Raw genomic sequence first — 22,285 nt, forward strand, 5'->3', positions numbered from 1 at the left:
GCGGAAGACCAGTGCTGGTGCCTGTTCAGAAGCAGGGGGCGCGGCTCCCTGGTGGGTAAAGGTAAAACAGATTTAAAATAATAAAATACCTTTTTGTCTTTTATTTTTCGTCCCGCCCTTTTACCTTTACCCCGGTGATTGATTGAAGAAAGACATAAACTATTGCAGCCATGATTACTACAGAAAACATAGACATCTTAAATGTCACCCTCCTTGAGCCTCGCCTGAAACACCCCACCATCTTTGACCGGTTTGACCGCCTGGGCGGGGGCGAGGCCTTTATCATTCATAATGACCATGATCCCAAGCCGCTGTATTACCAGCTGCTGGGCGAGCGGGGCAACGTCTTTAAGTGGGAGTACCTGGGGCAGGGCCCGGAGGTGTGGGAAGTGAAAATTACCAAATTGGCGCCCGCCGAAGGGGAAACCGTGGGGGAGTTGGTGGCCAAAGACTTCAGGAAGGCGCAGGTCTTCAAGAAGTACGGCATTGACTTTTGCTGCGGCGGCAAGAAGTCGGTTGCCCAGGCCTGTGAGGAGAAAGGCGTGAGCCAGGAGCAGTTAGAGCGGGAGCTGGGCGCCCTGCCAGACACATCGGCCGTGGCCGAGACCGATTTTGCCAGCTGGGATCCTTCTTTCCTGGCAGATTACATTGTGAACATCCACCACAAATATGTGCGGGAGGCCATCCCGGCTTTGTACGAGTACACCAATAAGATAGCCCGCGTGCACGGGAGCCGCCACCCCGAGCTGGTGCAGGTGGCAAACCATTTTGTAAATGTGGCCAATGAACTGGAAAGCCACATGCCCAAAGAGGAGCGCGTGCTCTTCCCCTACATAAAGCAGCTGAACGAGGCCAAACAGAAGGGGGCTAAACTGGCACCTGCGGCCTTTGGCTCTATCCAGAACCCCATAAACATGATGGAGATGGAGCATGAGGCGGCCGGGGGGGAACTGGAGGCCATCAGAACCCTGACCAATGACTTTACCCTGCCTGAAGACGCCTGCGCCACCTACCGTGTGGCCTTTGCCAAACTACAGGAGTTTGAGAAAGATCTGCACCGCCACATTCACCTGGAGAACAACATCCTGTTCCCCAAGGCGCTGGAGCTGGAAAAAGAAGTGTTATAAAAAGGAGAAAGGGGCGGGTACAGGATTTGCCCGTCCGCTTTCCCACTAGTTAAACCGGGCGCTGCCCATTACTGTCATGAAAACCACCGTGACTCCCCAAAAGAGAGACAAGAGCCTGATTCCCCTGAGCCGTGAACACCACTTCGGGCTGCTGTTCTGCTGGAAGATCAGGCAGGGGCTGAAGAATGGCACCCAGCTGCGAGTGCTACGGGCGTATGTGCAGTATTTCTGGAAGAACCTGCTCCAACCCCATTGTGCCGAAGAGGAGTGGCTTTTGGCCCGCCTGCTGCCCCAGGACCACGAAGTACGCCTACGGCTGGAAGAGGAACACCGCCTCCTGCAGAAGCTCATAGATCTCATTCAGGAAGGCAGCCCCCTTAACCGAGATCTTTTTAAAGTGCTGGACAGAGACCTCACTGATCACATTAGGTGGGAAGAGCGGGACCTGTTCCCTTACCTGCAAACGTTGGTACCCGCAGAGGAACTGGAACTGGCGGGAAAGCTCCTGGCCCACAACCATGCCCCCCGGGAAGATGCCTTCAGCCCAGACTTCTGGAATACCAAAACCACAGCGGCTTAGGGCCTACTTGTGGCGGAAAAGAGCCGCTAACGCATTTTATGATTAAGTACCTGAGCCGGTCTCCTTAGAGCCGGTGAGGAATTATGTTTTACCCCATGGAAATAGGAGCCCATACAAAGATCTCAGCGTTGATCAAAGCCAATCCGGCCGCCATTGAGGCTATTGCTTCCATCAACCGGCATTTTGAGAAACTCCGGAACCCCATTCTGCGCAAGATTCTGGCAGCCCGGGTAACCATTGCAGACGCAGCCCGCCTTGGGGGCTGTGGGGTGGAAACCTTCTTTGAAAGGCTGGCACCCCTGGGGTTTGTGGTGCAGAAAGAAAAAGAGGGGCCGGTCCCGCAGGTGCCACAGGCACCGGCTGTTTTTCCGCTGTTTTTGAAAAAACTGCCCCAAAACGCCTTCACCTACCTGGACGTGCGAGAAGACATAGCCATGGGCAATTACCCTTTTCTGCGCATTATGCAAGCCGTTGACCAATTGAATGAGAAGCAGGCCCTGGTTCTGATCAATACCTTTGAACCCACCCCGCTGCTCCAGATTTTGCAAAAACGCGGTTTTTTGAACTTCACCCATGAGAAAGAGCCGGAACTGGTATACACCTACTTCTGGCGCCAAACGGAAGAAGTGGCTAATATTGAAGAGGTCACTCCAGAAACGGATGAATATAACCAGGTGCTGACCCGTTTCTCAGGCAATATGAAGCGGGTAGATGTACGTCAGCTGGAAATGCCGCAGCCTATGGTAACCATTCTGAATGAACTGGAGTGGCTCCCTACGGGGCAGGCACTGCACGTGACCCATAAGCGGGTGCCCCAATTTCTCTTGCCGCAACTGGAGAGCCGGGGCTTTCAGGTAGCTATTCAAGACGCAGGCCCTCACCAGACCTATCTGCTGATTTATAAACTGTAAGAAGATGAGCACCGCAACTGCCTCTAATTCCCCCAGTAAATGGGTGGTATTACCCCATTACGCGTTTTCAGCTGTCTCTTTTCTGGGGCTCTGCCTGTTGCTGCTGCTTTCAACAGATGCTTTTGGCGGACACTATTTCCACCCTAAACTCTTAACCTTGACCCATGTGGCAGTACTGGGCTGGGCCACCATGGTTATCTTTGGGGCACTCTACCAGTTACTGCCGGTGGTGCTGGAGGGCAGGTTGTACAGTGAGAAGCTTGCCCTCTGCACGTTTGCGTTTCTGGGCACGGGTACTATTTTGCTGGCGTACAGTTTCTGGTTTTTCAAGGTGGGCCTGCCCATGCACCTGGCGGCCTGCTGCCTGTTTCTCTCTTTCCTGCTTTTCAACCTCAATCTCATACAAACCGCCAGAAAAGCCCCTAAGTGGACCATTGAGGCAGATTTTATAGTAACCTCGGCTGTCTGGCTGCTGCTCACCGGATTCATTGGTTTATTGATGTCGGTAAACTTGTCCAGGCCGTTCCTGCCCCAGGACCACGTGCACTACCTCCAGCTGCACGCGCACATTGGCATGGCGGGTTGGTTTCTGCTTCTGATTATAGGGGTGGGCGCTAAACTGATTCCCATGTTTCTGCTGGCGCACGTAGAGGGCACCAAACAACTGACCTGGTCCTATAACCTGATTAATGCGGGGCTGGGGCTCTTTATCATTGACCACCTGTTTCTGCACACACCGTTGCTGCCCTTGTATGCATTACTGGTGAGCGGCGGGGTGGGCGCCTTTTTACTTTTTCTTTGGGAGGCGAAGAAAACCCGGCAGCGGGCAGATTTGGATCTGGGCATGCAGCAGACGTTTGTGGCACTGGGCTTGCTGGTGCTTCCGCTTGTATTGGCACTGGTGGTGGGCAGTGACGTGGCGTTACCCATGCCGCTGCTTTCCAGCCTGTACCTGGTGTATGGCCTCACTGTTTTCCTGGGTTTCATTACGGCTTTAATTCTGGGGCAGACGTTTAAGACGCTGCCGTTCATAGTCTGGATGCATGCCTATGAAGATCTGGTGGGCCGTTACAAAACCCCTTTACCAAAGGACCTCTACAACCATTCCCTGTTACGCTGGCAGAACATAAGTTACCTGCTGGGGTTTGCGGTGCTGGTGACGGGGGTGCTGCTAAGGGAGCGTCAGTTCATCTTAGCCGGTGCCATAGCCTTAACGTTGGCGGCGGTACTGTTCACCGCCAACGTGTTTCACCTGTTGCTGCACAAAGTGCATGAGCTAAAGCCCTTCCCCTATGGAAACGCCCACCCCTGAGGTTCGCCAGCAAGTGCTGGAGACCTTAAAATACATCATAGATCCAGAGGTAGGGCTGAATATTGTTGACCTTGGCCTTGTCTACAGTGTGCAGCTCACCCAGGAGCGGTTGTACATAGAGCTTACCCTCACCACCCGCGGCTGCCCCATGGGGGCTACCATTACCACGGCCACGCAGCAGATCCTGCAGAAAAGATTCCCCCGGTATGATGTGCAGGTGGAAGTGGTGTGGGTGCCCATGTGGTCTCCTGAAATGATTACCGAAGAAGGAAGGCGTCAACTGGAACAGATCTAATATCTTAGCAGCCGTATAGAGAGGTAAGAGAAAACAGATGCTATCAAAAACCACAGAATATGCCCTGCGGGCGATCGTCTACATTGCCCTGAATGACGCCAATGGTCACCGGTCCGGCATTAAAGAGATTGGAAAGGAACTGGATCTGCCAACCCATTTCATTGGCAAGATTCTGCAGGACCTAGTGCGCAAGGGAGTGATCGCTTCTATGAAAGGCCCAGGCGGCGGCTTTTACCTGCATCGGCCGGCGGCCGATATTAGCATACTGGAGGTGGTGCGCACCATTGACGGGCTGGAGGCTTTCAAAAAATGCGGCATGGGCATGAAGCATTGCTCAGATACCCACCCGTGTCCGTTGCACAATGATATCAAACTGTACCGGGAGCAGCTGCTCAAGACGTTTAACGCTAAAACCATTCAAACCCTGGTAGACGGCATTAACACGGGCATGTTCTTTATCACCAATGAGCAGGAGCCGTTGAAATAGGTTCTGTTGTTGCATTGTGTTCAGCCAACTTCTTCCCGCCCATATTCTCCTGCTGTTTTTGGCCTGTTTTCAGAAAAACAGACCAAAAACAGCAGTACCTTTGTATTCCGTTTCAGAGTTCCTGTTGGGGAAACATGCCTGACAGGCGGATAGAGCAAAAGTGATAGCCGGAGAAGAAGTAGTGACAGGTACTGAGCCAAATAATTTCTTTCAGCAGAAGAGAAGCCCTTCTGAAACCAAGGGGGAGCTGTTGCCTAAGTTCTTACCCGTTTGGGGAGAAGGGAAGCTGGCCGCCCAGAAAGACTCCCCAGCGCCTGCCTTACTCTTTGCGGATCTGAATGCGGGGATTCCGCTGGGGGAGGAAGTGCAACCTGCCACCACTGCCCCTGCTAAAGTACTGAAAACCATCTTTGCCAATTCCGGGGCTCGGCTGAACCTGAACGCAGCTTTCCATACTTTTTTCGCCGATGCCAATAAAACAGCCCTGGCCGCGGTGGAGCAGACGGTGCCGGCGCTTCCGTTTTACGCGGAACTAGGCAACGCCCCCGGGTTTGTGAACGGGCCTGAAAATCAGCTGCCGTTCAAGGAGCGAATGCACTCTGAGATTCCGGCACTGCTGGCGCTGGACCCGTTTGGGTACAAATTCTCACAGGAGGTGCTGGCGCAGGCACTGGGGAACAGCGCCGCAGACTTGTTCCTGTTGTTTGAGGCGGGTAAATTGAAAGCAGCAGCCAAAAGTCTAGACAAATCAGACCCGGTGCAGCAGCTCTTCGGCTCACAGGCGGCGGCCATTGCGCCTTTCTTTGAACGGACAAGCCAGAGCAAAAAGCGGGAGGAGTTTCTGCTGAAAAGCCTGGAACTGGGCCTGCGGGAAAAAGGGTACAGAACCGTCACCTTTGCCTTCGGCTTGCCGGGAAAAGAACAGCCGTACCAGTACCTGCTGTTCGCCTCTGAAAGTGAAGCGCTCTGTACCCGGCTCAAAGAGATTCTGTTAGACTACAGTGAATATCAGGAGGACGGGGTGCCCATGATGGCCGCCGGGGTAAAGCCGGTGCGGCTGTTGGTGCCGGAGTACGCCCGGTACCTGCCGTTCTCCCTGCACAAACTGGTGCAGGAACTGCCGCAGCAGGCCGCCCGGCTGAACCGCCTGAGCCTGGAGAAGATCTACGAAAAGCACAACGTGGAGACGAACTACTGCAAAGCCAACTACTTCACGGCCATGGAACAGCTTAAAGCCCAGGGCAAGATCCTGCTCCTGAACCCCAAGACCGCCCAGCAGGTGCACAAGCTGTCTTTTGGGTGCTTGATAAAGTTTGTGGGGTAGGGGCAGTCCGGGTCATTGCCCATTGCGTTGACCAGTCAGGCAGGGCAACCACCAGGGATAGCCCCGGCCAGTCATACTACCCATTCCTGTTTTTGACCTGTTTTTGTTAAAATAGGTCAAAAACAGAAGAAAAAGATCTGCTTCTTTTACAGGAGCTTTGCCCTCTGCCGTTACATAGTAAAAGATGTTAGAATTCCGGTTTTGGGCTTTCTATATTTGCCTGACAATTTATACCCTATGATTTCCGCCCCATCAACATCTGCCTTTGCTGAGTTGGAAGCCTCTCTCACCGGCGAGTTGTTTTACAATACAGAATCTTCTTTGCACCAGGCCCAGCGGCGGGTGTACGCCACAGATGCCTCCGTGTACCAGGAGATGCCCACGGCGGTGGCTATCCCCAAAACCAAGGAAGACCTGAAAGCCTTAATCCGCTTCGCGAATGAGCATCAGATTACCTTGATTCCGCGCGCGGCGGGTACGTCTCTGGCCGGACAGGTGGTGGGCAACGGGTTGGTGGTAGACATCTCCAAATACTTCACCCAAGTGCTGGAGGTGAATCCGCAGGAGCAGTGGGTGCGCGTGCAGCCGGGTGTCATCCGGGACGATCTGAATGCCACGCTCCGTCCGCACGGGCTGCTGTTCGGACCCGAGACCTCCACGGCCAGCCGCGCTATGGTGGGCGGCATGATTGGCAACAACTCCTGCGGCCTGCACTCCATTGTCTGGGGTGATACCCGCACGCATCTGCTCTCGGCCAAAGTACTTTTAAGCGATGGTTCCGAAGCCGAGTTCAAGCCGCTCACCCATGAAGAGCTGCAGCAGAAACTGGCGCTGCCCAACCTGGAAGGCGAGATTTACCGCAAAACCTACGGCCTCATCAGTAGCCCGGAAAACCGCGCGCTCATTCAGCAAAACTACCCCAAGAAGACCTTGACCCGCCGCAACACCGGCTATGCCCTGGATTTTCTGGTAGACGAAGGCGCGGGCGAAGAAGGCCAGACCACGCTGGATTTATGTAAACTGCTGGCAGGCTCTGAAGGCACTTTGGCCTTTGTGACCGAAGCGAAGTTGAACCTGCTACCGCTGCCTCCCAAAGAAGAAGGGCTGGTGTGCGTTCATTTTACCTCCTTGCTGGAGGCGCTGGAAGCCAACATCATCATTCTCAAGCACCACCCCATGTCATCTGAGTTGGTGGACAAGTACATCATGGATTTCACCAAGGGCCACCGCACCTATGACGCCAACCGCTTCTTCATTGAAGGCGATCCGGCCGCCCTGCTCATGGTAGAGTTCATGGCCGACAGTCAGGACGAAATCACGGCTAAAGCTGATGCCCTCATTGCCGACCTCAAAGCCGCTGGTCTGGGCTACGCCTACCCCGTGGTGCGCGGCGCGATGACCAAACCCGTGTGGGACGTGCGCAAAGCCGGCCTTGGGTTGATTAGGAACCTGCCCGGAGACACCCAGCCCGTGAACCTCATTGAAGACTGCGCCGTGTCTCCCGAGGATCTGCCCGCCTACGTGACCGATGTGCAACAGGTGCTGGAGAAATACAACCTGCAGGCCTCGTACTACGCCCACGCCGGGGCCGGGGAGCTGCATATTGAACCCATGATCAACCTCAAAACCAATGAAGGCAAGCGGGTTTTCCGGGAAGTGCTCGCTGACACCACGGCCTTGGTCAAGAAATACAACGGTTCTTTGAGCGGTGAACACGGCGATGGTCGTTTGCGCGGCGAGTTCATTCCACAGGCTTTGGGGCAGGAAGTTTATGAACTACTTAAAGAAGTAAAGCAGATTTTCGACCCGAAGCATATTTTCAACGCGGGCAAGATTGTGGACACGCCGCCCATGAACGAGTTCCTGCGCTACGAGGAACGCCCGGCCCAGCAGCTCATTCCGGTGGAGACGCTGTTTGACTTCACCCGCCAGGAGGGAATCCTTCGGCTCGCCGAAAAATGCTCGGGCTCCGGCGACTGCCGCAAGACCCATGTGAGCGGCGGCACCATGTGCCCCAGCTACATGGCCACCCGCCAGGAGAAAGACACCACCCGCGCCCGCGCCAACATCCTACGCCAGTTCCTGACTAACTCTGACAAAGTCAACAAGTTTGACCACAAGGAGATCAAGGAGGTGATGGACCTGTGCCTGAGCTGCAAGGCCTGCAAAAGTGAGTGCCCCAGCAGCGTAGACGTGGCCAAAATGAAAGCCGAGTTCCTGCAGCACTACCATGACGCCAACGGCATTCCGCTGCGCACGCGCATGGTGGGCAACTTTACCAAGATGCAGCAACTGGCCTCCGTGGTGCCCGGCGTCTACAACTTCATGATCAGTAACCCCGTCACCAGCAAACTGATCAAGAAAACCGTAGGCTTTGCCGTGGACCGTTCTCTGCCCGAAGTTGGAAAAACCACCCTCAAAAGCTGGTTCAAAAAGTGGCAGAAAGAGAACGCCATCGCCGCCAAAACCGGAAAGCCTGTCTATCTCTTCTGCGACGAGTTCACCAATTACAACGACGTAGAAATTGGCCAAACCACGGTGAAACTATTATCGGCGTTGGGCTATTCGGTGCAGATTCCGGAGCACCTGGAAAGTGGCCGTACTTACCTGTCCAAAGGCCTGGTGCGTGATGCCAAGGAAATCGCGATCAAAAACGTGCAGCTTCTGAGCAAAGCCATGGCCAACGGAACGCCCATCATCGGGATTGAACCTTCGGCTATCTTAACGCTGCGCGATGAGTACCTGGATTTGGTGCCCGCTGACTTAGTGCCCGCCGCCCAACAGGTAGCCGTCAACTCTTACCTTTTAGAGGAGTTCCTGCAAAAAGAGGCCGAAAACGGACATATCACCGCCGCTGCCTTTACGCAGGAGAAGAAGCAGATCAAACTGCACGGGCACTGCTACCAAAAAGCGCTGCAAGTGCTTACGCCTACCCAAAAAATCCTGTCGCTGCCCCAGAACTATGAGGTGGAGATGATTCCCTCGGGGTGCTGCGGAATGGCCGGCTCCTTCGGCTATGAAGAAGAGCACTATGACGTCTCCATGCAGATTGGCGAGCTGGTGCTGTTCCCGGCCGTTCGGAACGCCGCCCCGGAAACCCTCATCGCCGCCGCCGGTACCAGCTGCCGCCACCAGATCAAAGACGGCACCGCCAAAAAAGCCCTGCACCCCGCTGAGATTCTGTGGCAGGCACTGAAGAAGTAAATTCAATGAAACTCCCGCAAGTTTAGCTCCAGCGTAACTTGTGGGACAAATTTCCGCAAGTTTTCAACTTGCGAAACACACATTAAAACAGCAAAGCCTTTCCTCCTGGAGAGGCTTTGCTGTTTTGGAGCTGTTTTTCTGAAAACAGGCCGAAAACAGGAACTTCCTTTCCACTGGCGCGAGTCTCCAGACTCGTGCCGCCCGGTGAACGGAGTCTTCAGACTCCAGTTGATATGTTCTAGTCTCATGGTTTCCGGCGAGTCTGGAGACTCGCAGCATCATTTGTCACGAGTCTGGAGACTCGCGCCAGCTCCATTCCATTGTCACAATCAGCAAATTAGAAAAGACCTCGTAGCGTCCGGAGGACCTGCGAGCGTCTGTGCCAGCTGCCTTTGCCAACAAAAAGCCCTCCCAGGTTAAAATACCTGGGAGGGCTAACCGCTCCTGTTTTCGGCCTGTTTTCCAAAAACTAGCTCTAAAACAGAAATTATTCATTATCGGCTGCATACCACTCTGCAAACGCATTCTCGGTTTCCCAAAGCCGGAGGCTGTGCAGGTGCACATAGGCTGGTAGCTGGGGCTGGAGCTGGTCTTTGATGTGCAGGAGCAGGTTCTCGCAGGTGGGCTGGAAGGCGGTGAGCAGCAGCTTGTGGCCTTGTTCCTCCAAGAGGGAGATAAGGGCGCGGGAACTGGTGTCGCGCAGGAGCAGGGCGTGGTCCAGCAGGTGCAGCACGTGCGTGTTCACGGTCTTCTTCAAATCCCCGAAGTCCAGCACCATGCCGTCTTTGGGGTGTTTGTCCTCTTCCAGCGGGGTGCCCATCACGGTGACCTCCAGTTTGTAAGAGTGACCGTGAATGTGGCGGCAGGCGCCGTCATAGTGGGTTAACGCGTGCGCCGCCTCAAACGTGAAGCGGCGCGTTAATCTGATTCGGTTCATGGTTCTGTCACGTGCGCAGGCGGCGGCCTACGGCTTTTCTGTTTTCGGCCTGTTTTTAGAAAATTAGCCCGAAAACGTCTGGTAATATTTTGTCTTTAAACCTTTTAAGGCTTTCTCTGGCGCAAGCGTCCGCTTGTGTCCGAACATATGGCTGCTCAGTACAGTCCGCTTGCGCCGGAAAGTTGCTGGTCAGGTGCTGCTTGCAACGCCCTGCCTCTGGTGTTGAAATTACTGAAAGTAAGTCACGGAAGTAACTTCCGCGCCATAGAGGCCAGACCATAGAGCGTTACACTGCAACGTTGGAACCAGCGAGCGGTACCCTTAACAGCCATTCAAAATCCAGGAAAATCCAGAGAAAGCCAGGCCGCCTCAGGTGAATCTGGTTTACGCCTGTACCCGCACCAACGCCGCTTCTAATAGCTGGTCTTCGGCCTCCAGCAGTTCTTCCAGCATGATGTACCGTTTCTCCAGTTCGTCTTTAGAGAACAGCATGGGCAGCAGTTCTTTGTAGTAGCTGATACCAGATTGCAGGTTCTGCCAGAAGGTGTTCAGGTATTTGGCCTGCTTATCAGTAAGGGTGTCCAGCTGTTCGGCTTTCTTGTTTTTCCAGTAGTCAATGTACAGCTTGAGCTCGTTGATGAACACGTGCGGACGGTACGTCTGGTTCAGGGCGTTGAAGCGGCCGTAGATGTGGTCTACCATTTCCTGCAGCTTGAAAATGCCCGAGAAGAACGCCAGGTTGGGGCCGGGGCAGATGGCCACCGGTCGGCTCAACGCTTTTTTACCCATGTTATACAGCAGCGACGCCGTGTTGGCCAACCCTTCGCAGAGACACTCCTTGGCCAGGATTTTGGCTTCTTCGGCGTGTAGAGCGGCTTCTGACAGCCCTTGCTGGTGCAGCTGCTCCAGTTTGCGGCGCTGGAATTTCCGCGAAGCGGTGCAGAGGGCCTCGTCTGTGAACTCGGTGTTTGACACCAGGTGCTTTTTCACGCAGGGGCTGCCGGGTTTGCCTTTGTCTATACGGGCGTGGGTCAGTTGCTCGCTGGTGGTGCCGCGCAACGCGTTGAAGGGTACGCCTAACGGCGAAATAGGGCTCAGGTACAGATCTTTGGCGGTGGCCGATGACAGTTTGGTCAGGGTCTCGGCATCTACGGTGGTGGCTTCGGGCACCAGCAGGAAGGGTGTGCCCCAGCCGGTGGCGTCAAACCCGTAATGCTCTAAAAAGAACGTATGTTCTTGGGCGGTGCCGATGCCGCCTTGCACGGTGAGGCGTTGCCCGGGAGCCGCAGCAGGAATCTCCAAACCTTTGGCGGTGAGCGCCTGCTGGCATAGGACCCAGAGTTCGGCTTTCAAGGCGTCACGGTTGGTTTTGAATTCCTCCAGAATAGGCCCTAGCAGCAACCCATCGGTGGCGAAGGCGTGTCCGCCGCAGTTCAAACCAGATTCCACCCTGAATTCAGACACCCAGATGCCTTTCTTGGCCAGAATCTTGCCCTGCACCGCCGCCGACCGGTAATCGCTCACCTTGATGATGACGGTCTTTTCAAATTCGCCCTGGGCGTTGGGCAAGAAGCACGGGAACTGCTCCATATAACTGAACAGCCGCGGGTTCATGCCCGCTGAGAATACAATAGACGAGCGCACGGTGCTGTTGGCAAATCCGCGCAACGCCGCCAGTGCGTCTGAATACTCCGCGGGCAGCGGCGAACCATCTGCGGAGTAATTGGTCTTGTCCAGCTTGGTCATGATGTTCACGTCAATAGCGCCCGGCTGAATGGCTGCGCGCAGTTTCTCCTGCAGAAATTCCCGGTATGGCTGGCTGTCTGCTTTCAGCATTTGCTCATAAAGTTTGCGCAACGGTAACTTTTCTGGCAGCATCTCAAAGTATTTGGTGAGCTGGGTGCCGGGGGCGAATTCCTCCTGGCGCACCCGCTCCAGCTGCTCTTGCACCAGTTCGTCTACCAGGTTAAGGTAGGCCGTCACGCGTTGGGCGCGGTAGTCTTCCTGTTTCTCAGAAATGGGCACGTAGGGGCGCTGATACAGGGCGGTGTAGTACTGCCGCATCTCCTCCAGCAGCTTGTCATCGGCAAGCGAAAGTACCGAGGAGATGCCGTAGCGGGCTACTTTAAGCGGGGAATCAATAGAAAAGGCCAGTCCCATGACCGGAATATGGAACGAATGCAGGGTGTTAAAAGCCATGTTTTTGCTATGCGAAATGGGTATTGGGTCCAAGTAGGGAACCGACGCACAAGGTAGGCACTTCCCTTTTTTGGGGAATAGGGGGAATGGCAGTCTGGGAGATGACCATCATCATTGTAAAAAAGCTATATTCTTTTAAAGAGGTGCCTTTCCAAAGAGGCAAACAGCGAAATGTCCCCTGTTTTGGAGCTGTTTTTCTGAAAACAGCTCCAAAACAGGGGAACTGGATAAACCGGGAACGGAAGGGGCAGGAGAAGGACAGTTTCTGTTTTGGGGCTATTTTCTGGAAAACAGCCCCAAAACAGAGGCTTATAGCGCCGCTGTCAACATGGTTTCATTGGAGAGCAGCAAGCCCGCCAGGGCAGCGGCCTGTTGCCTGATTTCCCGCAGGGCGGTTGACTCATACCAGATACCCTTGAGCGGCGGACCCAACGTGAACAGATGCTCTACCCGTTCGCCCTGGGCATTGAGCACGGTGCCGTCTATAGTGGCAGCCAGACCCAGGTGGAGCGGGTCAGGGGCGATGAGGTTTTGCTGCAGAAGTTGTTGCAGGAGCGGTTCTTTGCTTTTCAGGTAATCGCCCAGCGGGCCGGTGCAATTGATTACTTTGTCTACTACCAGCTGGGTAGGCGCTATTTTTCCGCGTTCCCGCAGGGTGACCACCGCTTTTCCGTCTTGCGGCTGCATGTCCAGCACGTGGGCGGCCAGGCGGTGCAGTTGCCCGTTCTGCTGTAACTGCTCCAATACTAGATGCGAGGTCAGCGGCATGCGGTGGCGGTGCACTTCCCAGTACGGTTTGAGGCGGCGCAGGAATTGTTTTTTCTGGGGCAACGTGAAATTCTGCCAGACCACCGGGACATGGTCGCGCAACGCATCAATGACGCTTTGCCACGGGTTGCCTGCATGTGCCGCCAGCCTTATTTCTTCCCGTACATACTGGAGCGCAGCCAACGGAGTCAGGGGCTGCTGTGGCAAGTGGCGCAAGGTGTAGGCCGGGGCATCAACCGCGTGGGGCTGGGGGAGCAAACCGTGCCGCGAGACTACGTGAACCTGGCCTTCGTGCCCCTGAGCGAGCAGACTACCTACCAAATCTACCATGGTCAGGCTGGAGCCCACCAGCAGTAGAGACGCGTCTTTGGGCAAGGTTTCCGGCAGATTGTTTGACCACGGCGAATCCACGTAATGGGAACTGCGGTAAAAACGGGTGTTCAGGATAGGGACGGGCGCCGGTGCCAAATTTCCCAAGCCTAACACCACTTTCTGCACTTGCAGAGTGCTCGAATCGTTTAACGCCACCAAGAAACCAGAGTCGCCGGTAACCTGACTAACCGAAACCACTTCTGCCGTGAGTCTGATGAACTGAACGCCCGGGCGGGCATTGGCTTCGGCGGCCTGTAAAGAATGCTCCACGTATTCCCCAAAAATATGCCGCGGGATAAAATCTTCGCCGGTGACCGGGTGGGGAAGCTCCTGCGGGAAGCGGTGTTGGTGGGCCCGCAGCCAATCCAGGAAATCATTCGGCTTGTCTAGAAACAGCGTCATGCGTGAAGCGGGCACATTCAGGGGCTGAAACGGCAAACGGCTACTGTAGGCCACCCCTCTGCACCATTTCTGCTCGTCTTTTTCCAGCAGGTACACTGTGGTCGCTTCCCGGGCAGCTTGAAGCAGATGGATAGCCGTGAGGGTACCGCTTAAACCTCCGCCTATAATGGCAATACGCAGCTGTTCCATGGTGTTTCCTTCGGTTTTGATGAAGATTGATGGGGAAGTGTGGGTGCCCTTTTCAGCGAATGCGTACCTATACGCACTCGCCTTTGCGTGGTTATACAGGAGTTACTAATTTAACAGAAAGATATCAGGAGGAGACCGTAAGGAATATTTCCTGTTTCTGACCTGTTTTTAGAAAATCAGGCCGAAAATAGGAAATGAATTTTAAGTACCTTTCGCTGGTGCCCCACCAGTTTCTTTTCTTATGAAATGGATTACCCGCGAACGTCCTAAAATTGACCGCCTGGCCTGTCCGTGGCTTATCAAACGCTTCATAGACGCCACGGCGGAAATCATTTACGTGCCCGAAAACCAGGTGCTGGACCAGGCCAAGGAACGCAACGCCATTCCGTTTGACATACCCGGCGTGGAATACAGCCATTACCAGGACCGCTGCACCTTTGATTATTTCCTGGAGAAGCACCAGCTGCACCAAGACCCGGCGTTGCAGACCCTGGCGCTCATTGTGCGTGGTGCCGATACCGATGACCACACGCTGGCGGCACAGTCGGCGGGGCTATGGGCTATCTCGCATGGCATGGCGTTTAATATCTCTGATGACCAGGAACTGCTGGAGAAGGGGATGATCATTTATGATGGCCTGTACAGCTGGGCCAAGCATTTGCAGAAACAGAAACACACCACGCACCCTACTGAACAGATTTTCCTGCAGGCTTACCACCAGTTTCTGGAGGAGAAAAAAGACGCGCCGCAGAAAGTACCGGCCTGGGCGCAGCACCTCAAAGAGATCATCCAGGACCAGATTGACACCAACCTCACTTTGAACCTGAAGGAAATCGCAGAGGCGTTGGACGTGAATCCGGCATACGTCTCCCGAGCATTCTCCAGGTACTTTGACAATCTTTCCTTCGGCGAATATATCAGGAAACTGCGCATTGAGAAAGCCCTGAACCTGCTGCACACCTCGGGCTACACCCTCGCCGAAATAGCCTACCTCACCGGCTTCTCTGACCAGAGCCATTTTACCCGTATTTTCAAACAGCAGCTGGGGCAAAGCCCGTCTGATTACCGGAAAAGTTTGCGCAAAAAGTAAAACCCATCCAAAAGGTAAATTCTGTGCTAGCCTCAGTTTCGCTGGTGCCGTATTCTTGTACTGACTAATACGCCACTATGGAAACCAAGACACCTGAGACCACCTCTGCCCACAAATTGACCGCTCCAGAGAAGCCTTCTTTCAGAGAGGCTTTTCTGTTTTGGCTTAAGCTGGGCTTTATCAGTTTCGGAGGCCCGGCCGGGCAAATTGCCATCATGCATTCGTTCATAGTGGAGCAAAAACGGTGGGTGTCAGATTCCCGGTTTCTGCACGCGCTCAACTATTGCATGCTTTTACCCGGGCCAGAGGCGCAGCAACTGGCCACGTACCTGGGCTGGCTTATGCACGGGGTACGGGGCGGGTTGGTGGCCGGTATCTTCTTCGTGCTGCCTAGTGTGTTTATTTTACTGGGGCTGAGTGCCGTCTACGTGAGCTTCGGGACTATTCCGTGGGTGGCGGCGCTGTTCTACGGGTTGAAACCGGCGGTGGTGGCCATTGTGGCGCTGGCGTTGATCAAGATTGCGGGTAAGTCTTTGAAAAGCTGGTTCCATTACGCGTTGGCGGCCGCCAGTTTTGTGGCCATTTACTTTTTCAAAGTGCCGTTCCCGTTGATCATTCTGGCAGCGGTGTTGTTGGCGTTGGTGGTGAGAAAAGCATTCCCGGCCCTGTTGCAGGAAAAAGAAGCCACCAAAAAACAGGCCGAGGACGAAGAAAGCTATTACCTTCACGCCGGCAGCGAAGTGGTGGGGGAGGGCGTCACGTTTGGCCGCAGCCTCCTGCGCTTTGCAGTTACCCTGGTGCTTTGGGCGGTACCGCTGGCGTTGTTTTACCTGCTCACCAGCCAGTATTCTTTCTGGGAGAACCTGATCGCCTTCTTTACCAAAGCGGCCTTGGTGACGTTTGGTGGGGCGTATGCCGTGTTGCCCTATGCGGCGCAGGTAACGGTTGAGAAATTCCACTGGCTGTCAAGAATGGAGATGATTGACGGCCTGGCCCTGGGCGAAACCACGCCTGGTCCGCTTATTATGGTGCTGGCGTTTGTGGGCTTCATGGCAGGCTTTAACCAGTACGGCGGCTCCCTGGCGATGGGCGCAGTAGGTTTGTTTACTACCACCTTTTACACGTTTCTGCCTTGTTTCTTCTTTATATTGGCCGGTGCCCCGTTCATAGAGCGCACCCGCGGTAACACAGCCGTGAAATCTATTTTAGGTGTCATCACGGCTGCGGTGGTAGGGGTGGTGCTGAACCTCACCGTGTATTTCGGGACGGCTGTTCTGTTCCCCAATGGTATTTCTTTCCAGAGGCTGGACTACTTCGCCTTGGCCTGGATTCTTATCTCTTTTCTGGCCATGTACCGCTTCAAAATAAGTATGATTACCTGGATTGGTGTGAGTGCATTAGCGGGGTTACTGCATCATTTTCTGTTCGCCTAATCTGCCTGATCGCCTATGGTTAGTTTTTTAGGGAAGATGCTGTTTTGAATAACTAATTGTTATTCAATCCATTGAAGAATTAATATTAAAAATTCCTAATAATTGTTTGGCAGGCTCACGAATAACTATTCTATTTGTCTACTAATTCTATAGAGATTAAGAGTAATAGTGCAGGTTTTTTCTATCTTGTCTTGTAGGGTGACCCTGATAAAGTCTGTACCAGCTCTTAAGGAATAATCTAGAAGTGAATAGGTCGTGTGGCTGAGTGGCTAGGCAAAGACCGGCAAAGTCTTTTACGGCGGTTCGAGTCCGCCCGTGACCGCAGCGCATCTTACCGGATATGAAGGTGCACAAGTGCCGCTAGTGAATACGTGGGGAAGGCGTTTTGGAGCTGTTTTTCAGAAAACAGGCCCAAAACGGAAAGCGGCCTTACCGGAGAATACCAAATCAATACATACCCATGAAACCAGATGTTTTAAAAGTAAGCCTGAAAAGCCAACGAATGTGCCGCCTGCCCAGACGTCACCGCTGTTGTTGTTGCCGCTAATCTGCCAGCAACCTTCTTTTCAATGTTACTTTTTTCAACATCAAAATCATGAACCTCAAATTTTTACTTTTTTCTATCTTATTCGCGCTTCCTTTCCTTTCCCTGCACGCGCAGGAAACCAGCCTGGTTGAAATCACGGGCAGAGTCACCGACCAGGCCAACCAAGAAGCGCTGCCGGGCGTGAGCGTGTTTGTGCGCGGCACCGTCACCGGAACCTCTACCAACGCCAACGGAGACTTCAGCTTGAAAACCAGATTAAAATTCCCGTTCACGCTGGTGATTTCATTGGTAGGCTACCAGCCTCAGGAATTTGAAATCAAAGAACCCGGCTCTAGGCTTGACATCGCCCTGGTTACCCAAACGTTGTTGGGCAAAGAAGTGGTGATCTCAGCGTCACGGGTGGAGGAGAGCATCCTGAAATCGCCGGTGGCGATTGAGAAACTGGACATCAGGGCCATTAAAGAAACGCCCGCACCCAGCTTTTATGACGCGCTGGAAAACGTGAAGGGGGTGCAAATGACCACCAGTAGCCTCACCTTCAAAGTGCCTAACACGCGCGGATTCAACATTCCCAACAACTTTAGGTTCATGCAGCTGGTAGACGGTGTAGACATGCAGGCCGCCACGTTAGGCGTACCGCTGGGCAATGCCATCGGGCCCACCGAACTGGATATTGAAAGCGTGGAGATAACCCCGGGCGCGGCCTCGGCGCTGTACGGCATGAACGCCATCAACGGCATGGCCAATCTTATTACCAAAAGCCCTTTCCTGTACCAAGGCCTGAGTGTGTACCAGAAAACCGGGCTGAACCACGTAGACGGCAAAGACGCGGAGCCCAGCATTCTGTCAGAGTTGGCTTTCCGCTACGCGAAAGCTTTCCATGACAAATGGGCCTTTAAAATCAACGCCAGCTACATGAACGGCACCGACTGGCGCTCCAACACCACCACAGACCAAAACCCGAACTCGCTGAACACCGCCAATCCTAATTTTCCTGAGCTGGCCGGAGCCAACAATCCTGCTTATGATGCCTGGAACAAGTACGGTGATGAGAACAACAACGCCGTGACCGTGAGCGGGGTGAACTACCAAGGCAAAAACCAGACGTTTCTGGTGCGCCGCACCGGGTATTGGGAGAAAGACGTGGTAAGCCCGCGGGTAGACAACCTGAAATTTGACGCTGCTTTACATTACCGCTTAGGCGACAACGCCGAACTGGCCTACGGCTACCGCATAGGTAAGATGGACGGTGTTTTCCAGCGCGGAAACAAGATACAGCTGGACAACGTGGTGGTGCAGAACCACCGGTTAGAGCTCAAAGGCGCTAATTATTTTATCCGGTCTTATGTCTCTTTGGAGAACACGGGTGATTCCTACAACGTGAAGCCCATGGTAGACAACCTGGACATTACCAGTGGCGGCTCCAACAGCGAATGGGGTGCTAAATTTAAAGCGGCCCTGCAAACGCAACTGAACGCAGGCACTGATCTGGTGACGGCCATGCAACGGGCGCGTCAGGCTGCCGATGCGGGCAGGGTAGAACCCGGCACTCCGCAGTTTAACGCCCTGAAAAACACCATCCGGGGCATTAATAACTGGGACCACGGCAAAGTGGTGGCCGGTGGGCCAGAGACCGGTGGTGCGTGGCTGAAACAGGAAAGCCGCCTGTACCACGCAGATGCCCAATACAATTTTGAAGACCGCATTAAATTCGCCAATCTTTTAGTGGGCGCAGATGCCCGCGTGTACGAAGTCATCCCGGACGGCAACAACTTCGTGGATTTCTCCCGGCCCATCAATGAGCGCACCCTGCCCGGCGGCAACAACGTGTACTATAAGAAATTCGGGGCGTTTGGGCAGCTGACTAAGACTTTCTTCAGTGATAAATTGAAAGTTTTCGGTTCTCTGAGAGTGGACTATAACCCAGAGTTTGACCCGAAACTGAACCCGAGGGTTGCCGCCGTGTACACGTTGTCTGAGCAGCATAATTTTAGGGTTTCTTACCAGAACGGTTTCCGGTTCCCGGCGCTGTTTGAGGCGGTGTCTTACGTGAACAACGGCAACGTGCGGCGCGTGGGCGGTTTGGGGTACATTAATGAAGGACTGGGCTATCTGGATAACTCCTACACGCTCACTTCAGTCAACGATTTTAACGCGGCGGTGAACAAAGACGTGACTGCCGGCATGACCGCCAATGACGCCGCGCTGAAGAACCGGAACGTGCTGCAGATCACCAGCCTTTCGGCCACCCGGCCGGAGCAAATCAACTCGTTTGAAGTAGGCTACAAGAGCGTGTTGTTTGACAGCAAACTGGTCATTGACATTGATGCCTATACCAACGTGTATGACGGTTTCCTGGGTCAGGTGGAAGTGAGTGTACCCAAAAACAACACCGTTCAAGTGGGCACCGATGAAGCCGTAATTGCCATGCTGGCCGCCAACCGCAATGCCCAGCAAACCCGCTACCGTGTGTACACCAATGCCAAGAACAAGTACAACAACTATGGCTCGTCGTTGGGCGTGACGTACAACTTCTATGAGAAATTCACTCTGTCTGGGAACGTGAACTACAACGCCATTGAGACAAACGCCGAGAAAGACATCTTCGTGACGGCCTTCAACACCCCTAACTGGATCACCAACGTGTCGTTTGGGAACCGTGAGGTGGTGAAGAACCTGGGCTTCAATGTGGTGTGGCGCTGGCAGGATTCTTTCCTGTGGGAGAGTCCGTTGGCTAACGGTACCGTGCCGGCTTACAGCACTGTAGATGCCCAAGTGACCTACCGCGTACCCGAAAGCAAAATCACCCTCAAGACCGGCGGCACCAACCTCTTCAACCAGCGCTACATTCAGTACGCGGCCGGGCCTACCATTGGCGGTTTATACTATGTGGCCATTACCTTAGACGGCTTACTGGCGAAGTAATGTAATTCCTGTTTTCCGCCTGTTTTCCAGAAAATAGCCCGAAAACGGCAAATAAAATTACTTCGGTTTCACTGGCTAAACCAAGAGTTCTTGTGACTACTTCGTGATCCAAAAGAACCCTATTCCTTAGGGGTATGGCACTTTTATTTGACCGAACATACACTTTCCTGTTTCCGGGCTGTTTTTCTGAAAACAGCCCGGAAACAGGAAAGGAAAGCGGTTCCGTGCAGGGAAATATGATTTGGATAAAATAAACCAATTGGTTTATTTTGCTGCCATGAAACAAACCCCAACCTCTAAAGCTGAACAAACCCGCCAACTGATTGTAGAGCGGGCGGCCGTGCTGTTTAACCAGAAAGGGTTTGCGGGTACGTCTTACCAGGATTTGATTTCCGCCACCGGCGTGACCAAGGGCTGTTTGTATGGTCATTTTGCCAGCAAGGAAGAATTGGCCGTGGCGGCCTTTGAGTACGCGGCGCAGCTGCTTATTGACAAACTGGGTGCCGTGATGGCGCCGTATGAACATGCCGGGCAGCGGCTGCGGGCGCTGCTGCACTTCTACCGCACTTACCTGGCCAACCCCGTGATTGCCGGTGGCTGCCCGTTGCTCAACACCGCCGTAGAAGCCGATGACAACCAGCCCGCCCTGCACCAGCGCGTGGTGCACGTGCTCAACCGTCTGCACAAAGGCGTGAGAAAACTGCTGGAGTTGGGACAGGCGCAAGGTGTTTTTCGGCCGCAGGCGAACGCCCAGGCCTTGGCCACCTTTTTCATTGCCACGGTAGAAGGTGCTATTCTGCTGGGGAAGGCGTATGATGAAGAACGGCCGCTGCAGGTGGTGCTGGACCAGCTGGAGCAGTGGCTGAGGGTGGAGTTAGGCAGCTTCTAAAATTTTTTAACCCGTCATAAACCAATTGGTCTATTTTGAAACTATGAAAGAACAAACCACTTCACCCAAACCCGCCGTGCTGGAAAGCCAGACCCGCATCCGGTTTGACCACTGCGACCCCTTTGGGCATCTGAACAACAGCGCATTTCTCAACTACTTCCAGAACGAGCGCGAAGACCAGGTAGAGGCGGCCTATGGGCTTGACATTCACGCGTTCTTCCGGAAAACCGGCCGCGCCTGGGTGGTGGGGCAGAACCAGATAGTGTATTTGAACCCGGCGCAGGTGCGGGAATTGGTGACCATCCAGACCAGCATCCGGCACGTGACCGAGACCAGTATGTTGGTGGAACACCTTATGTTTGACGCCGAGAAGAAACGGCTGAAGTCGGTGCTCTGGACGAAGTTCATCTACATTGACGTGCGCAAGAACGAACGCGCCAGCCATGAGCCCGAACTGATGGAACTGTTCAACGAGGTGGCGGTGAAAGAGGAGACGCCGGCGCTGTTTGAAGACCGAGTGAAGCAGCTGCGCGAGCAGATGAAAGCCTCGGCGCAGCCGAAGGCAGGGTAGTTTTCCAGTTGGTATTGAAGTGCGTTTTCGGCCTGTTTTCCTAAAAACAGGCCGAAAACGCACTTTTGTTTGTAGAGCCTTGCCTGCCGCATAGTACAGGCGGCGGCCATAGCCCTGCGTTGCTGCTAATGCCAGGTTTAGCGGCATTTTTCTGAAGCCCTTCTTGGGCCTTTCATGGCGCCAGCGTCCGCTTGCACCCAGATGTGCTCGTTTTCCTTTCGCCGAATGTAAACCTTGCCTTCCCCACCCTTCTGCCACCATTTGCTCTTCCGGATTAATAATTTCCGCACGCGTGTTTTGGAACCCAACTGTAGACAGCAGTGCAGCGTAAGTGGCTGGTAAAGAGTAGGTAAGCCAGTAAATGTCATTTTCGGCCTGTTTTCAGGAAAACAGGCCGAAAACGACATTTGCTGCAACAGGGATTCTTCCTGTTTCTCAAAGGTGCCTTCGGCCTTGGCCTAACTTTCAGATGACCAGAGCCTGTGGTATGCACTGGGCCGGGGTTGCCACCAGCAGTAGGCCATCCAGCCAAATGTGGTCGGCTTTGATACCTCTCAACAGGTTCAATGGGGATTCTTTTTAGTTTTTGATATGCTCCTGGGTAAGAGTAAAATGACAGGGTTTATTATATTGAGTAAAAGGCTGTTAGCCTCTGGTGGTTCTTAGAGCAGGTTTAAGTTTGTCTTTTGCGCTGGAGACGGGTATCTAAAGAACCTGACTTCG

At 53.9% G+C, this 22,285-nt stretch carries 15 protein-coding genes, 1 tRNA gene and 1 pseudogene; 14 read left to right on the forward strand and 3 right to left on the reverse strand.

The window, feature by feature from the left end:
- Positions 1-170 precede the first annotated feature (170 nt).
- The 8 genes from ric to FHS90_RS01885 all read left to right on the forward strand — a co-directional run bounded on the left by ric (position 171) and on the right by FHS90_RS01885 (position 9,240).
- Positions 171-1,127, forward strand: a complete 957-nt coding sequence (gene ric / locus FHS90_RS01850) for an iron-sulfur cluster repair di-iron protein (protein WP_182511344.1) — start codon at positions 171-173, stop codon at positions 1,125-1,127.
- A gap of 76 nt (positions 1,128-1,203) precedes the next feature.
- Positions 1,204-1,707 carry a hemerythrin domain-containing protein gene (locus FHS90_RS01855; protein ID WP_066834786.1) on the forward strand — a complete coding sequence of 168 codons (504 nt, stop codon included), beginning with the start codon at positions 1,204-1,206 and terminating at the stop codon, positions 1,705-1,707.
- 95 nt (positions 1,708-1,802) lie between these two features.
- Positions 1,803-2,618, forward strand: a complete 816-nt coding sequence (locus FHS90_RS01860; protein ID WP_182511345.1) for a DUF2249 domain-containing protein — start codon at positions 1,803-1,805, stop codon at positions 2,616-2,618.
- A 4-nt stretch (positions 2,619-2,622) separates the two neighbouring features.
- Positions 2,623-3,930, forward strand: coding sequence for a hypothetical protein (locus tag FHS90_RS01865; protein ID WP_182511346.1), 1,308 nt, complete (start codon positions 2,623-2,625; stop codon positions 3,928-3,930).
- A complete protein-coding gene (locus FHS90_RS01870) occupies positions 3,911-4,225 on the forward strand; it encodes a metal-sulfur cluster assembly factor (RefSeq protein WP_182511347.1) in 315 nt (104 codons plus the stop codon). Before FHS90_RS01865 ends, FHS90_RS01870 begins: the two co-directional genes overlap by 20 nt.
- A 37-nt stretch (positions 4,226-4,262) precedes the next feature.
- Positions 4,263-4,712 carry an RrF2 family transcriptional regulator gene (locus FHS90_RS01875; protein WP_066834780.1) on the forward strand — a complete coding sequence of 150 codons (450 nt, stop codon included), beginning with the start codon at positions 4,263-4,265 and terminating at the stop codon, positions 4,710-4,712.
- A gap of 160 nt (positions 4,713-4,872) precedes the next feature.
- Positions 4,873-6,036 (forward strand): class I SAM-dependent methyltransferase, encoded by a 1,164-nt coding sequence (locus FHS90_RS01880; protein ID WP_182511348.1) that lies wholly within the window; start codon positions 4,873-4,875, stop codon positions 6,034-6,036.
- Between the two features lie 237 nt (positions 6,037-6,273).
- Positions 6,274-9,240: an FAD-binding and (Fe-S)-binding domain-containing protein gene (locus FHS90_RS01885; protein ID WP_182511350.1), complete on the forward strand. Its 2,967-nt coding sequence runs from the start codon at positions 6,274-6,276 to the stop codon at positions 9,238-9,240.
- Between the two features lie 487 nt (positions 9,241-9,727).
- Here FHS90_RS01885 and FHS90_RS01890 read toward each other — a convergent pair whose 3' ends face one another.
- The 3 genes and pseudogenes from FHS90_RS01890 to FHS90_RS22825 all read right to left on the reverse strand — a co-directional run.
- Positions 9,728-10,177 (reverse strand): 6-pyruvoyl trahydropterin synthase family protein, encoded by a 450-nt coding sequence (locus FHS90_RS01890; protein WP_066834776.1) that lies wholly within the window; start codon positions 10,175-10,177, stop codon positions 9,728-9,730.
- 384 nt (positions 10,178-10,561) lie between these two features.
- A complete protein-coding gene (locus tag FHS90_RS01895; RefSeq protein ID WP_066834774.1) occupies positions 10,562-12,376 on the reverse strand; it encodes a hypothetical protein in 1,815 nt (604 codons plus the stop codon).
- Between the two features lie 1,248 nt (positions 12,377-13,624).
- Positions 13,625-14,107, reverse strand: a pseudogene (locus FHS90_RS22825) (FAD/NAD(P)-binding protein); the annotation flags it as partial.
- A gap of 241 nt (positions 14,108-14,348) precedes the next feature.
- Here FHS90_RS22825 and FHS90_RS01905 point away from each other — a divergent pair.
- The 6 genes from FHS90_RS01905 to FHS90_RS01930 all read left to right on the forward strand — a co-directional run bounded on the left by FHS90_RS01905 (position 14,349) and on the right by FHS90_RS01930 (position 21,562).
- Positions 14,349-15,197, forward strand: coding sequence for a chromate resistance protein ChrB domain-containing protein (locus FHS90_RS01905; RefSeq protein ID WP_066834770.1), 849 nt, complete (start codon positions 14,349-14,351; stop codon positions 15,195-15,197).
- A 77-nt stretch (positions 15,198-15,274) separates the two neighbouring features.
- Positions 15,275-16,630 (forward strand): chromate efflux transporter, encoded by a 1,356-nt coding sequence (chrA, locus tag FHS90_RS01910; protein WP_182511351.1) that lies wholly within the window; start codon positions 15,275-15,277, stop codon positions 16,628-16,630.
- Positions 16,631-16,881: 251 nt separating this feature from the next.
- Positions 16,882-16,952 (forward strand) — tRNA-Cys (locus FHS90_RS01915).
- Between the two features lie 273 nt (positions 16,953-17,225).
- Positions 17,226-20,102 (forward strand): TonB-dependent receptor, encoded by a 2,877-nt coding sequence (locus tag FHS90_RS01920; RefSeq protein ID WP_182511353.1) that lies wholly within the window; start codon positions 17,226-17,228, stop codon positions 20,100-20,102.
- A 277-nt stretch (positions 20,103-20,379) separates the two neighbouring features.
- Complete coding sequence (locus FHS90_RS01925; RefSeq protein WP_066834764.1) at positions 20,380-20,991, forward strand: TetR/AcrR family transcriptional regulator; 612 nt, start codon at positions 20,380-20,382, stop codon at positions 20,989-20,991.
- A gap of 43 nt (positions 20,992-21,034) precedes the next feature.
- Positions 21,035-21,562, forward strand: a complete 528-nt coding sequence (locus FHS90_RS01930; protein ID WP_066834762.1) for an acyl-CoA thioesterase — start codon at positions 21,035-21,037, stop codon at positions 21,560-21,562.
- Positions 21,563-22,285 lie beyond the last annotated feature (723 nt).

Origin of the sequence: Rufibacter ruber, assembly GCF_014138425.1 — a bacterium.
Classification (GTDB): Bacteria; Bacteroidota; Bacteroidia; order Cytophagales; family Hymenobacteraceae; genus Nibribacter; species Nibribacter ruber_C.